Source organism: Vibrio sp. SCSIO 43153, assembly GCF_023716625.1.
In the GTDB taxonomy this organism is placed as follows: domain Bacteria; phylum Pseudomonadota; class Gammaproteobacteria; order Enterobacterales; family Vibrionaceae; genus Vibrio; species Vibrio rotiferianus.
Genome location: NZ_CP071856.1, coordinates 1033648 through 1046749, shown reverse-complemented (window position 1 = coordinate 1046749; position 13102 = coordinate 1033648). Strand labels below are relative to the sequence as shown.

The window sequence follows — 13102 nt, the reverse complement described above, 5'->3', positions numbered from 1 at the left end:
GACATGAAACAACACATGAAACCTAACTTCAGATTCATCCTTAATAAACAACTAGATAAAAGTAAAACAAAGATAAATCACAATTTGAAATCGCTTTCATTTCATCAAATACCCATGATTGCATCACAACCTTTTCGAGTATTTCATGAGCAAATGGATCTGAACCGTTGAAACTTTTCAGTATTGTGAAAGATTTCAATAACGGTAATTAATTTACAGATTGAGCAAAAATCACCAAGCTAAATATGACCACCTTCACAGTTAACCACTGATACTCAACACATCACACAAAGTACTTCTAGACTTTCCATGTGGCCGCTGCATCAAATGGTAAGCCATTGGGTATCCAAAAACCCTATTCATCGATAAAAGAAGCCAAATAAAGTCTTTATAAGGATATTTGATGTCAAAGCTGGCCGGAGCTCGCCTTGAAGAAATGGCGGACATTCACTTAACTCGCCAAAAGAAGATCACTTTTATGTGCTCTTTTCTCGCGTCAATGTTTATGTCATACGGCTTGGTAGCGCACTACAATCAAGGCAGCTATGGGTTGAGCGTACTAAATGGCATCTGTGCCTTAGGATGTTTGATCAACTGTTATGCTATTCGATGCCATGATAGCCATAGTCATTCCGATCTGATACTCAGTGCTCTATTAATATGTGATGGGCTGCTGCTGTTTTTCTATAACGATAGCGAGACGGGTAAGTTATTGTGGTTATACCCAATACTGGCAACGCTAATTCTCATCAATGAATTTAAACTAGGATTAATCTTAAACGGCATATTTGTAGGTTTAATCATTATTGCTTCCAACCTTCCTCTATCTATTTTTGAAGGGGAAAGCTACTCATACCAACGATTTGTTTTTTCGTTGATCGCCGCTAGTGTTATCTGTCACACCTTTGCTTATTACTATTCAAAAGTCATACTTTACATACAAAATCTATATCGTGAAGGCATTGAAGAGCTCGCATACCTTGACCAACTAACGGGGCTAGCGAACCGTTGGAGCTTCGAGAAGTGGGCAAGATCAAAACTGGAAGAGGTAGACGCGCAAGGCAGAGATAAAGTAACCGCTTTAGTTTTTCTTGATATCGATGACTTTAAGTTAATTAACGACAGCTACGGTCATGATGTGGGTGATCAAGTATTACAGCATTTCGCCACCCGGCTAAAAAATAGCATTAGAAACAAAGACAGAAACACAAACCAATACGATTATTCTATTGCAAGATTTGCTGGGGATGAATTTGTCATCATGCTCTATGACGTACGGAGCAAAAAGGATCTAAACAATATCCTCTCTCGCATCGTTAACTTGTTTCATGGTGGGTACCACAGTTGTGACTCCATAAATGAAATCACAATGAGTGTCGGCGTCGCTATCTATAGACAAGATGCACATGATCTCTCTGAGCTCACCCGATGCGCAGATAAAGCAATGTACACCGCTAAACACACAGGTAAGAATCGATTCGCTTTCTATGAAGATTGCTCTCAAAACATCCAAGCACTCAAGGAATCACACAGCCTACTTGGCACGATGACACAATGCTCAAATGTAACACCGTTAAGTAGAAAGTCCGTGAAATGACTAGGCGTCCCCATCCGAACAAAATCTAACCGCGAAAAAGCAACAGACCCTAGCTACGCGTACATATACATGAACCACAGACCAACGACCATCATAACGACAAGCCAAATAGCCTGACGCATTTTTCCGGGCTTTTCAGACTTAGGTTGTATTACAGGCTTAAGAGCTCGCTCCTTGACCTTTCCAACCAAACTCTTTTCTAGTGCTTTCTTGTAAAAGTCACGCCTCTTTACTGCTGCATTGGCAACAGATGTATATCGCTGTCTCTGATCTTTCGTGAAGTCTGTAGCCTCATAACGTGGAGGTAGATCAGAGTGTTTAGGTTGAACTGCCATATCTGCCCCCTCTGTTTTGTAAACGTAAGTTTATTAATAAGTATATACCTAAGTTACAAACAGTTAAGTGACCGAGTCACAAATGTGTGTGGAAGTTCGATACAAGGGATAAGAAAACAGCCACTAAGTAGTGGCTGTTTTCAACATTAGAGGTATTCACAAAGATAGGCTGTTGAGTCTTTTACTTCTACATCAAATGATGAGTTACCCGCGACTTCAAACGACTCCCCTGATTGATATGTATTCCAATCACTTTCATCCGCTAACTTAACGCGCAGTGCCCCTTTGATAACTGTCATTCGCTCTGGCGCTTGGGTTCCAAAGGTATATTCTCCAGTTTCCATTACCCCTACACTTACGTCTTGGTTTTTTTGTTGAAAACCCAAAGACTTTACCATTCCCGCAAAGTAGCTATTTTCCTTAATAGTCATTATTTTTCGTTCCTCTTAATAACGTCGCCTTCGTTGTACCTTGTTTTTATCCTTCACTCAAGCTTTTACCTTCAATATGAAAATGGCCTATACACTTGTTAAAATTATTGTGACTGAATGTAAAAATGGGCAAGGAATCATAAAACACACATTCAACTGACGAGATTGTTTGTTTTTTATCTCTGTGCTTTCCACGATATAAAGAAACCAAAAGGAATTGGAACCATGACCTCAAATACTCGGCGAAGAAAAATTGAGAAAAAAGAAGCCCCACCTTCTTTCTTTCAACGCAATAAGTTCGCGTTGATCAAGAGTATCTTCTTGACGGTTGCTTGCGGGGTCTTGGGCATATTTGGCTACCTATTGCATCTGTCTTATTTAGATTACATCGATCCTGACAAAATCTATGGAGAATGGATCGAGATTGGTGCACCGCCCTATCAAACAGAAGTATTACTGTTTTCCGCAGATGGCGTATTCAGAAACAATCGCTTTGTTGCAACCAATTTTGAATTTGATGGAAAGCTCATAACTCTCAATACAGGCTTGGGTAAAACGGTTTATCAAATCTCGGGATCACACCTGTCTCCTCAAATTCGACGTATTGAACCCCGAATTCCGGATCAACGTTTTATTCTCAAAGGGTTTGAGCACACAGTTCAAGGTTCAGATATTGGCTCAGCATCAAAACGCCGAGCAGCATTAAGTGAGCACTTTGGCAACAAATAGCCACATTTCAATTGAGTCAGATCTTGAACTATTAACCAAACAGCTCAAGGTCTGTCGCCCTCCTTTTGATTCCCCTCTATTTTTGCGAAGAATATTGATAAACATCTCATTTTTTAACCACCGGCATTAACATAACAATTATTAATAGCTTTGCATTAAATTTATAAATTCTTGACTCGATATTCAATTTTGACTGCAACAAACTGTTGAATGGATAGAAAGTTCTCGCAAGTGACTCGAAAAGCGTTTTAATTTTTTTTGACGAAAAAAAAGACTCTGAAATGCTGAATATGATGTTTTTGCGCATCAACAGCAGTGATCTATTTTCTTTGCGCAGAAACAGCTTGTGCTCACTCGCGAGCATGAATTCAAGGATTGAGAGAAAAGTTATGATTCGATTTAACCTATGCGCAGTAGGGGTTGCCCTCGCACTTTCTAGCGCTGCACACGCGGCTCCAACCGCACCAAGTATCGATATGTACGGTTCCAATAACCTGCAGTTTTCTAAAATTGAGCTGGCAATGGAAACCACATCTGGCTACAACGACATGGTTAAGTACCATGAGCTAGCTAAGATCAACGTGAAATTTAATCAGTGGAGTGGCACTTCTGGCGACACTTACAACATCTACTTTGATGGCGTAAAAGTGGCAACAGGCCCTATCACTGGTAGCCAAACCACGGCATCATTTGAATACGGCCAAGGTGGCTTGTACCAAATGGAAATCGAAGCGTGTGACGCGACTGGTTGTGCTAAGAGCGCACCAGCAGAGATCACTATCGCGGATACCGACGGTTCTCACTTACCGCCTCTAACCATGAATGTTGACCCGAACAACAAAACCTACAATACAGACCCAAGCGTTGTGATGGGTACTTACTTTGTTGAATGGGGTATTTACGGCCGTAATTACACAGTTGATAACATGCCTGTCGACAACTTGACTCACATCCTTTACGGCTTCATCCCAATCTGTGGTCCAAACGAGTCGGTAAAATCGGTTGGTGGTAACAGCTTCAACGCTCTACAAACCGCCTGTCGTGGTGTAAATGACTATGAAGTAGTTATCCATGATCCATGGGCAGCATACCAGAAGAGCTTTGCTCAAGCGGGTCATGAATACAGCACACCGATCAAGGGTAACTACGCAATGCTGATGGCATTGAAGCAACGTAACCCAGATCTAAAAATCATCCCATCTATCGGTGGTTGGACGCTTTCTGACCCATTCTACGACTTCGTTGATAAGAAAAACCGTGACACATTTGTCGCGTCAGTTAAGAAATTCCTAAAAACTTGGAAGTTCTACGACGGTGTGGATATCGACTGGGAATTCCCTGGTGGTGGCGGTGCTGCAGCAGATAAAGGCGACCCAGTAAACGATGGCCCAGCGTACATTGCATTGATGCGTGAACTGCGTGCAATGCTGGATGAGCTAGAAGCGGAAACAGGCCGCACCTACGAACTAACTTCAGCAATTGGCGTTGGTTACGACAAAATTGAAGACGTTGATTACGCAGATGCCGTGCAATACATGGATTACATCTTCGCGATGACTTACGACTTCTACGGCGGTTGGAACAACGTTCCTGGTCACCAAACGGCACTTTACTGTGGCTCATTCATGCGTCCTGGTCAGTGTGATGGTAGCGGCGTTGATGAAAACGGCGAACCGTACAAAGGCCCAGCTTACACGGCTGACAACGGCATCCAACTTCTCCTAGCGCAAGGCGTTCCTGCGAACAAACTGGTTCTAGGTACGGCAATGTACGGTCGTGGTTGGGAAGGCGTAACACCGGATACGCTGACGGATCCAAACGACCCAATGACAGGTACTGCGACAGGTAAACTGAAAGGCAGCACGACTCAAGGCGTTTGGGAAGATGGCGTGATTGACTACAAAGGTATTAAGTCATTCATGCTAGGCGCCAACAACACAGGCATTAACGGCTTTGAATACGGCTATGATGATCAAGCAGAAGCACCTTGGGTGTGGAACCGTTCAACGGGTGAACTGATTACATTTGACGATCACCGCTCTGTATTGGCAAAAGGTAACTACGCGAAAACGCTAGGTTTAGCAGGTCTATTCTCTTGGGAAATTGATGCCGATAACGGCGACATCCTTAACGCAATGCACGAAGGCATGGCTGGTGGTGTGGTTGTTCCACCAAACCGCAAACCAACGGCAGCAGCTGGTGCAGACCAAGCAGTAACAGGTCCTGCAAGTGTTGTTCTTGATGGCAGCAACTCAACTGACTCTGATGGCACAATCGCAAGCTACGCTTGGGAGCAAGTATCAGGTACTGGAGTAGCTCTATCTGGCGCGAGCACTGCGACAGCAAGCTTTGATGTAGCGGAAGTGACTGCAGAAGAGCAGCTAACGTTCAAACTAACGGTAACTGATAACGAAGGCGCTACCGCTTCTGATCTCGTTGTAGTAACGGTTAAGCCAGCAGGCGTGATTGATCCACCAAACACAGCGCCAGTTGCAAAAGTTTCTGCACCTGCAACAGCGAAAGCTGGTGACGTAGTCGTGATTGATGCTTCAGCTTCTAGCGACGCTGACAACGACACACTAACGTTTGATTGGACGCTACCTCAAGGTCTAAACGCAACAGTTAACGGCGCGAAAGTGACGTTCACAGCAGCAGAATACTCACAAGACACAAGCTTAAGTTTCACTGTCAGCGTGAGCGATGGTCAGGCAGCGTCTTCAGCAAGTGCAACCGTTGTTGTATCTAAGCACAGCACAGGTGGTGGCACTTGTACTAACGCTTGGGATGCAGCAGCGGTTTACACTGGCGGTGACCAAGTGACACACGCTGGTATGACTTGGGAAGCGAAATGGTGGACTCAAGGCCAAGATCCTAGCCAATCTGGCGAATGGGGTGTTTGGAAAGAAGTTGGTCCAGCTAACTGTAACTAAGCACTACTAAAAAGCGTTGTGATTCAACATCACTCGCTTTGAATATTGTCAAAACAAGAAAAGGACAGCTTCGGCTGTCCTTTGTTGTTCTAACAGAATTTATTCAACACTCTTTAATGATCAGCTCGCTTCAATTAAACGGTCGAAACTCTGGAATACCTCATCACACTTCATCACACGACCATGGCCTTGGCCCTGCGTGGTAACCAGTTCCACTCGTTCAATCTCGTCCGCCGCTTTGGCAGACACGCTGTGTTTGGTGAACTTATCCTGCTCATCATGAACAATAATAGTTTTTGCTTCTCGCTCAGCTAAGCGCCTCTCCGGGTCAATAGATTGCAATGGGTAGCCAAACTGGTCTTCCACTTCCGAAACCACCGCTTTGAATAACTTCATTGAGTAACCCGAACGTGCAATGCTGCCAAATAGGTTTTCAACGTAGTTAAGCACTGGCGCGATCAACAGCAAAGGCTTGTTTTCTAATTTACTGTGGCGGCACTCTAGCGCTGAAGCGGTACCCATGCTGTGCCCCACCAAACCTGCAACCTCATCGACAGAATCTAATACATCTTCAAGACCGCACACAAACGCAGGAATATGTCCGTATTGTCCCTCACTCTCACCATGAGCAGGATGATCGTACGCTAATGCCGTGTAACCCGATGCCGCAATATGCTCCATCAACGGGTAGAACTGACTCGCAGTTCCTGACCAGCCGTGAGTCAAAACCCATACCGGACCGCTACCAAGCTGATAGGTTTTAATTGCACCGGCATGACCTTGCACTTCGCTTTTGATAAGCCCCTGTGGCTCGACATTTTTTGGCTGAGTACGAGCGGGAGTAAGCAGCAGTTTACGCGCGGTCTTTTTTGCATGTGACGGCGCCAACGTGTGATGCAGGCGGGTACTGATGTTGACCAAGCTGCGTTTAACACTGAATTTCTGCGAAGTATTGAAGTAAATTTTCTCACTCATGATCATTTCCTTAACTATCAGCTTTGCACAAAATAGAACGGTCGTGCTTTTTATGCTGATAAGAAAGAGCGCTCGTTGTCGCTCTTCATTTTGAATCTTTTACTATACCCGTTACCGCGGGGTTAGCGCTTCCATCGAGTAAACAAGTTATCGATGCCCTGCCAGAACAGTCTCTGGCTCTCTTCTTGCCCTTTGATCGAGTAAAATACGTGTGCACTTAAGTACTGCCCGTACAAATCAAAGGTCGCTTGCCGCGTGTCTAAATCGACGACAAACTCTTGGTTTTCTTTACCTTTCTTGATCTGAATTTCTAAGTAATTCAACCAAGTATCAATCGATTTGCGCAATGCTGCTTGCAACGCACAGCCTTCTTCTGCGGTGTCGTTCCAAGCATCAAGGAACATACAGCTGCCTTGAAAAGAGTGATTCCACGTCATCCAAGTGTCCAACAAGCCACGTACTTTACGCTCAATGTTGCTATCGCCTAACTCGCGCGCAGGCGCAATTACGCGCTCAGCGAATACTTGATTGGCAAATTCCAACACCGACAGTTGAAGGTTCAACTTGGAATTGAAGTGAGCAAACAAGCCACTTTTCGACATACCACACTGCTTTGCGAGCTCACCAATGGTGAGACTTTCCAAGCCGTTTTCACTCGCCAGTTGGAACGCGCGCTGCAGTATGAGCTCTTTGGTTACTTTTCCTTTTTTCATAACACCATTTTTAGCACGATCGTCCTATTTTTCAATGTTAAGTTTACTGGTCAAACCAACTATTACGATCAGGCACACTCTCGTTCGCAATACATTGAGCAACTCAATGAATACAAATTTTCGAAATTTGAGATGGGTCTGAATTTCGGAAACTGGTTACCATCAATTGCACATGAGTTGATTTTTTACCACGATGAGTGGGCTATTAGCTGCTAATTTCTCAGCGATTTTTCACTTTTTAGGTAAGTATTTATGGCAACCACAAAGAAAATTGCCAGTTTAGAGTTCGCTCGGATCATCGCAATGTTTGCGATCGTTGGGCTTCACTGTCAGATGGCTCTCACTTATTGGCAGTGGGATGGAGTGCCTTGGATTGGGTACATACTCAACCAGTTGGCTCGCTTTGCTGTGCCACTTTTTTTCCTCATCTCCGGCTATCTAATCCAACCTAAGCTCAGCACACATCCTGTTGAAACACTGAAAAACTACGCCAAACCTCTGCTTAAGATATGGCTGGTTTGGAGTGCGATCTGTTTGTTAGTTCCCTTCCGTTGGCAAGTAGTTGCTGAAGTAGGTTATCTCACTGAGCGACAGGGTTACTGGGGTTATCTAATGTCGAACCCAATTAATTCGCTATTGGAGGGTGGCTTAGTCCATTTATGGTTCCTACCAGCCCTTGTGATTGCGGTGGCATTTATTGCATTTCTGGTTCGAATTGGCATGACACAGCTACTACTTCCCACAGCAGTATTGCTTTATGTCTATGGTGTATTCGCCGGCAGTTACATCACGCTCACAGAGCTACCAGCCCCATTCTTCACTCGTAATGGTCCGTTCTTCAGTACTTTGTTGGTGGTGCTTGGTTATTTAGCGAGACAACATCAATGGCGATGGTCACGCAATAACACCATTCGTTTGATTCTTATCGGTATGGCACTGCACTTTGCCGAAGCCTATTACTTAATGGATTACGAGATCGCCTTTAACTCACACGACTTCTTATTTGGCACGGTGATTTGGGCTTTAGGCGTATTCATGTGGCTTCTTGCACATCCAAACTTTGGCAATATGCCGTGGGTGTTTAAGTGGTCACCTAGCATTCTAGGCATCTACGTGAGCCACTTATTGGTGATCATCATGATGATGAACGTCGCAGGTATATTAGGGTTGGAAAACCTAGCCAAAGACGCCTTTATTTATCCAGCAACGATTGTGGTGACACTGCTGCTTGTAAAGGCTATTGAAGCAACACCACTACAAAAACTATTACTCCGCTGAGTCCGTATGCCCAAGTAACCTCAAGGTGCTTGGGCATAGATACACCTCTAACACTTAAGGGGTAAAGCAAGCCAATCAAAAATGAGAGCTCTCTCTCACTCATCAAAATTATCATTTCTAATACTGCGTAATTTGCTATCACTCACAAAAAACATTGTTCATTTACTTTAGATTCATTCGACATCAACAACGTGCTCATTAAACGGAGGCTGTATGTGGGCAGGTCAAGGACTCGTTCCTTTTTTAGAAATTAGCCATTGGTTAACCTATGGTTTATATGCTGCTGCAATCCTATTTGGCGCGGCAAGTATTGCGTCACTCAGAAAGTAGTGGCGCAAGCTACATCAATTCAAAACTCCTATCGTTAATTCGAGCTTTCTCACACTTAACCCTCTAATATGTGGCTAAAATTTCTCCAGTCGGACAAGGAGAAATGTCTATGCCAATCTATCCAATTGTCGCGTTTTGCTGTTTGATGTTTTCTAGCTCTACATTTGCAGCTGCGACCAGTGATCTTAATCTCGTCAATTCCACCGTCGGCTATGCCGCGCTCATTTTCTTCACCATTGCCTACATTCTGGTGATGCTGGAAGAATACCTGCAAATGCGAAAGTCTAAACCCGTGTTGCTCGCTGCAGGGTTAATTTGGATCTTGATTGGTTACACCTTTGCCCAGCACAACCAAGCAGACATCGCCAAAGCCGCACTGGAACACAACCTTTTGGAATACGCTGAACTTTTATTGTTCCTACTGGTGGCGATGACTTACATCAACGCAATGGAAGAGCGCAGACTGTTTGACGCACTACAAGCGTGGATGGTCGGAAAAGGCTTTAACTTTAAAAAACTATTTTGGTTAACGGGAAGCTTAGCGTTTGTGATTTCCCCTATCGCAGACAACTTAACGACCGCCCTTTTGATGTGTGCAGTGGTGATGAAGGTTTCAGGTGATAATCCCCGCTTTGTCAATCTTGCATGTATCAATATCGTCATTGCTGCCAACGCCGGTGGGGCGTTTAGCCCGTTTGGTGACATTACTACTCTGATGGTCTGGCAGGCAGGGCACGTCAGCTTCGCTGAATTTATGCCGCTGTTTGTACCTTCACTGATCAACTACGTCATTCCTGCTTTCATCATGTCGTTGTTTGTACCAAATACGAAGCCAGATACGGTTCACGAACACATTGAACTTAAGCGAGGTGCAAGGCGCATCGTTGGTTTGTTTATCCTAACCATTGCGACAGCGGTTTCCTTCCATGCTGTTTTGCACTTCCCTCCCGTGGTCGGCATGATGATGGGACTCGCCTATCTACAATTTTTCGGCTACTTCCTGCGTAAAACGCTCAAACATTCTCTTGCCAAAAAAGCTGCAATGGCGATTGCCAATGGTGATGATTACGCGTTGAAACGGCTAGGATCGGTAGTACCATTTGACGTATTCAATCGTATATCTCGTGCCGAGTGGGACACTCTGTTGTTCTTCTATGGCGTGGTAATGTGTGTCGGTGGGCTTAGTTTACTTGGCTACCTAGGATTGGTTTCTAACGTGATGTATACCGAGTGGAACCCAATTTGGGCAAATATTATGGTGGGTATCCTTTCCGCGATCGTCGATAACATTCCGGTGATGTTTGCTGTCTTGACCATGGACCCAAGCATGTCGATGGGTAACTGGCTACTCGTGACTCTCACTGCGGGTGTCGGTGGTAGCTTGCTGTCGATTGGTTCTGCTGCTGGCGTAGCACTCATGGGGGCAGCAAGAGGGCAATACACCTTCTTCGGGCACCTCAAATGGGCACCCGTTATTGCTCTGGGTTATGCTGCAAGTATTGCCGCGCACCTATGGATGAATGGCAGTTTGTTTACTTAAACTGCCTTAATCGATTCTAAGAATTCTTATCGGTCTGATGGGTGGTTTACGCCATCCATTACTTCTATCTCTCCCAATTCATATGGGTTTACACCTTCTAAACAGCCAACGTTGTAACCGTATTCGCTTGGGTTAGAGCGGCGCTGATGGTGAGTATAAATGCCACATTCACCACAAAAGAAATGCTTAGCCGTATTGGTATTAAATTGATAAAGCTTGAGTGCTTCCTCACCTTGAATGATGCGAATCCCATTCAAAGGTACCGACGCCGCAATCGCACCACGACGTCGACACATGGAGCAATCACAGCGCCGAGGCTTCTCGATTCCATTCGGTAACGACAGTTCGATTTGCACTTTTCCACAGTGACAAGAGAGCTTATGCAAAGGCTGAATTGTGGTGCTACCCACTTGTTTAATCATGACTTTTCCTTGTTCCTTCCGTGTTCGCTCAGTTTAATGTGTAAAGTCTGTTAAACAGTTAACATCTGCGTAATCTAGGTCAAAAACTCGACATCAATCACTTTTCGCGACATTTTATTTAGCGTTTTATCACTCTTTGGTTGGCGTTTTGCTAACCGCATCCGTTTTGGTTGCGTGCTCGCAGCTAAAACGTTTTTAAAACCTAGGAAAATGTTTTTATGGATAAAGATCATAGCCTTAGAGAGAACCTCTTAGCGCTGACGCTCGGTAGCGCGTTGGTGTCACTTGGGGTTATCTTCTTCAACAAGGTTGGACTACTTACTGGCGGTACGGCAGGGTTGGCAATCTTTCTTACCAAAATCAGCGACTTCAGTTTTGGTCAGGTGTTCTTCGCACTGAACCTACCTTTCTACATTCTGTCTGTAATGCGCATGGGTTGGCGTTTTACCATCAACACTTTTATTGCGGTTTCGATCGTTTCCTTTGCGGTAGACCACCTGCACCATGTGATTGAAATTTCTCGTATTGAGCCCGTGTACGCAGCCCTACTAGGCGGTGGTTTGATTGGTATGGGGATGCTGGTGATTTTCCGTCACAAGATGAGTTTAGGTGGCTTTAACATCCTGGCGCTTTACCTTCAGGAGCGCTTTGGTATTCGTGCAGGTAAAGTACAAATGGCGCTCGACTGTACTATCGTTGTGATGTCGCTATTTATCGTCGATGTTTACTTGATCGCCCTTTCTGTACTTGGCGCGATCGCGACCAACTTAATCTTAGCGATGAACCACAAGCCTGGGCGTTATCAGCCCAAGCCACAAGCTGCGTAATAGCACTAAGTCACGATGAAAAAACAAAGCCCCGAGCCATTAACTCGGGGCTTTTTGTTTGTTCTAGTTCGCTAACGAAAAGATTACGCCAATGGCGAGTTCTCACAATACTTCTGGTCATCCACCGTCAGTGTTTGCTTGCTCGCTTGGCTTAAGTGATAGTGCACTAACATCAACAAATCATGAGCGTAGAAGAGCTCAAAAGCATCTTCACCATTTTGGCGACAGATTGCCTCACAGCGATCAGCGTGTACTTTGGCTTTGAGTGGTTGTCCTGCTTTAAGTAGGCTCATGGCTAAGCGATATTCTGCGCGCTCTTCTTGCATCCAACCACCAGCAACCTTCCAATACTCAAGTGCCAGTGTCGCCGCTTCTAACATGTGTTCTATTTGCGCTTCAGAGCGCGCCTCAAGCTCTTCATATTGGCAAGCAAGGTTGTTACCCGTAATGGCAATCGAGCGCGCTAACGGCTCTACAACCTTGTCTGACTCTAGACCAGCAGCTGCATTCACTAACCATGTGCTCGCTTGCTCTAGCTCATTCATCGCCGATAGCTCGTTGGCAATCTGAGCAAACACGCGGCGCTGGTCGACATCGTCTAAATCAGCGATGTGGTCCGTATTTCGGTCAATAAAATACTGCGCTACCGCTTTAGCTCTCTGGCGTGCCAAACATTGAGTTGCAACGCCGTTTTCGAGTTTATCTAAACTAGTAAGAAACTGCTTTGGATCGTGTAAATGACCAATGGAAGTGTGCAGCATCAAGGATAAGATGCGCTCAGCATGGTTAGTGTCTTCCACCTCGCTAAGCGCTTGTTCTAATTGAGTGTATGTTTGTTGTGGCTGCGCTTCATGCTGCTGCCAACTTTGGTTTATGAATGCATCAAAATCCGTTTTGAAAGACATGTCCTTATTATCCTTTTTCATTGCTCTGGATTGCTTATTAGCTCAACAACCCTACACAAAATCGAAGCAAATAAGGTAAACCTTGCCGGA

The 13102-nt window shown here is 44.8% G+C and carries 12 protein-coding genes; 6 read left to right on the top strand and 6 right to left on the bottom strand.

Annotated features, from left to right (window positions below; genetic code table 11):
* The first annotated feature begins 403 nt into the window (after positions 1 to 403).
* On the top strand, positions 404 to 1597 hold the full coding sequence (locus tag J4N37_RS20840; RefSeq protein WP_252042180.1) for a GGDEF domain-containing protein: 1194 nt from the start codon (positions 404 to 406) through the stop codon (positions 1595 to 1597).
* A gap of 53 nt (positions 1598 to 1650) precedes the next feature.
* Here J4N37_RS20840 and J4N37_RS20835 read toward each other — a convergent pair whose 3' ends face one another.
* Together J4N37_RS20835 and ppnP are read right to left on the bottom strand one after the other, a co-directional pair.
* The gene (locus J4N37_RS20835) at positions 1651 to 1932 is read right to left on the bottom strand and encodes a hypothetical protein (RefSeq protein WP_010453556.1); all 282 of its coding nucleotides are present in this window, start codon (positions 1930 to 1932) and stop codon (positions 1651 to 1653) included.
* A gap of 146 nt (positions 1933 to 2078) precedes the next feature.
* Complete coding sequence (gene ppnP, locus J4N37_RS20830) at positions 2079 to 2363, bottom strand: pyrimidine/purine nucleoside phosphorylase (protein WP_010453558.1); 285 nt, start codon at positions 2361 to 2363, stop codon at positions 2079 to 2081.
* 225 nt (positions 2364 to 2588) lie between these two features.
* Here ppnP and J4N37_RS20825 point away from each other — a divergent pair, with 225 nt between their 5' ends.
* The gene (locus tag J4N37_RS20825; protein ID WP_010453559.1) at positions 2589 to 3092 is read left to right on the top strand and encodes a DUF2850 domain-containing protein; all 504 of its coding nucleotides are present in this window, start codon (positions 2589 to 2591) and stop codon (positions 3090 to 3092) included.
* A 389-nt stretch (positions 3093 to 3481) separates the two neighbouring features.
* Positions 3482 to 6022 (top strand): glycosyl hydrolase family 18 protein, encoded by a 2541-nt coding sequence (locus J4N37_RS20820; RefSeq protein WP_252042179.1) that lies wholly within the window; start codon positions 3482 to 3484, stop codon positions 6020 to 6022.
* A gap of 120 nt (positions 6023 to 6142) precedes the next feature.
* Here the strand turns inward: J4N37_RS20820 and J4N37_RS20815 are convergent, their stop codons facing one another.
* Both J4N37_RS20815 and J4N37_RS20810 read right to left on the bottom strand, forming a co-directional pair.
* The gene (locus tag J4N37_RS20815; RefSeq protein ID WP_045383117.1) at positions 6143 to 6997 is read right to left on the bottom strand and encodes an alpha/beta fold hydrolase; all 855 of its coding nucleotides are present in this window, start codon (positions 6995 to 6997) and stop codon (positions 6143 to 6145) included.
* Between the two features lie 122 nt (positions 6998 to 7119).
* A complete protein-coding gene (locus tag J4N37_RS20810; RefSeq protein ID WP_252042177.1) occupies positions 7120 to 7710 on the bottom strand; it encodes a TetR/AcrR family transcriptional regulator in 591 nt (196 codons plus the stop codon).
* 252 nt (positions 7711 to 7962) lie between these two features.
* Between J4N37_RS20810 and J4N37_RS20805 the strand changes: the two genes are divergently transcribed.
* Positions 7963 to 8988 (top strand): acyltransferase, encoded by a 1026-nt coding sequence (locus J4N37_RS20805; protein WP_252042176.1) that lies wholly within the window; start codon positions 7963 to 7965, stop codon positions 8986 to 8988.
* A 439-nt stretch (positions 8989 to 9427) separates the two neighbouring features.
* Complete coding sequence (nhaD, locus tag J4N37_RS20800; RefSeq protein WP_138953993.1) at positions 9428 to 10858, top strand: sodium:proton antiporter NhaD; 1431 nt, start codon at positions 9428 to 9430, stop codon at positions 10856 to 10858.
* Positions 10859 to 10884: 26 nt separating this feature from the next.
* Here the strand turns inward: nhaD and J4N37_RS20795 are convergent, their stop codons facing one another.
* Positions 10885 to 11280, bottom strand: coding sequence for a GFA family protein (locus J4N37_RS20795; RefSeq protein WP_010453571.1), 396 nt, complete (start codon positions 11278 to 11280; stop codon positions 10885 to 10887).
* A 218-nt stretch (positions 11281 to 11498) separates the two neighbouring features.
* Between J4N37_RS20795 and J4N37_RS20790 the strand changes: the two genes are divergently transcribed.
* Positions 11499 to 12107, top strand: coding sequence for a DUF6198 family protein (locus J4N37_RS20790; RefSeq protein WP_252042175.1), 609 nt, complete (start codon positions 11499 to 11501; stop codon positions 12105 to 12107).
* An 83-nt stretch (positions 12108 to 12190) separates the two neighbouring features.
* On the opposite strand, the gene J4N37_RS20785 is transcribed toward J4N37_RS20790, so the two are convergent.
* A complete protein-coding gene (locus J4N37_RS20785) occupies positions 12191 to 13012 on the bottom strand; it encodes a hypothetical protein (RefSeq protein ID WP_252042174.1) in 822 nt (273 codons plus the stop codon).
* Positions 13013 to 13102: the final 90 nt, after the last annotated feature.

What these genes read in the sequence shown, in the direction of transcription:
- J4N37_RS20840 (WP_252042180.1), top strand. Translation starts at nt 404, where the DNA reads ATGTCAAAGCTGGCCGGAGCTCGCCTTGAAGAAATGGCGGACATTCAC.
- J4N37_RS20835 (WP_010453556.1), bottom strand. Translation starts at nt 1,932, where the DNA reads ATGGCAGTTCAACCTAAACACTCTGATCTACCTCCACGTTATGAGGCT.
- ppnP (WP_010453558.1), bottom strand. Translation starts at nt 2,363, where the DNA reads ATGACTATTAAGGAAAATAGCTACTTTGCGGGAATGGTAAAGTCTTTG.
- J4N37_RS20825 (WP_010453559.1), top strand. Translation starts at nt 2,589, where the DNA reads ATGACCTCAAATACTCGGCGAAGAAAAATTGAGAAAAAAGAAGCCCCA.
- J4N37_RS20820 (WP_252042179.1), top strand. Translation starts at nt 3,482, where the DNA reads ATGATTCGATTTAACCTATGCGCAGTAGGGGTTGCCCTCGCACTTTCT.
- J4N37_RS20815 (WP_045383117.1), bottom strand. Translation starts at nt 6,997, where the DNA reads ATGAGTGAGAAAATTTACTTCAATACTTCGCAGAAATTCAGTGTTAAA.
- J4N37_RS20810 (WP_252042177.1), bottom strand. Translation starts at nt 7,710, where the DNA reads ATGAAAAAAGGAAAAGTAACCAAAGAGCTCATACTGCAGCGCGCGTTC.
- J4N37_RS20805 (WP_252042176.1), top strand. Translation starts at nt 7,963, where the DNA reads ATGGCAACCACAAAGAAAATTGCCAGTTTAGAGTTCGCTCGGATCATC.
- nhaD (WP_138953993.1), top strand. Translation starts at nt 9,428, where the DNA reads ATGCCAATCTATCCAATTGTCGCGTTTTGCTGTTTGATGTTTTCTAGC.
- J4N37_RS20795 (WP_010453571.1), bottom strand. Translation starts at nt 11,280, where the DNA reads ATGATTAAACAAGTGGGTAGCACCACAATTCAGCCTTTGCATAAGCTC.
- J4N37_RS20790 (WP_252042175.1), top strand. Translation starts at nt 11,499, where the DNA reads ATGGATAAAGATCATAGCCTTAGAGAGAACCTCTTAGCGCTGACGCTC.
- J4N37_RS20785 (WP_252042174.1), bottom strand. Translation starts at nt 13,012, where the DNA reads ATGTCTTTCAAAACGGATTTTGATGCATTCATAAACCAAAGTTGGCAG.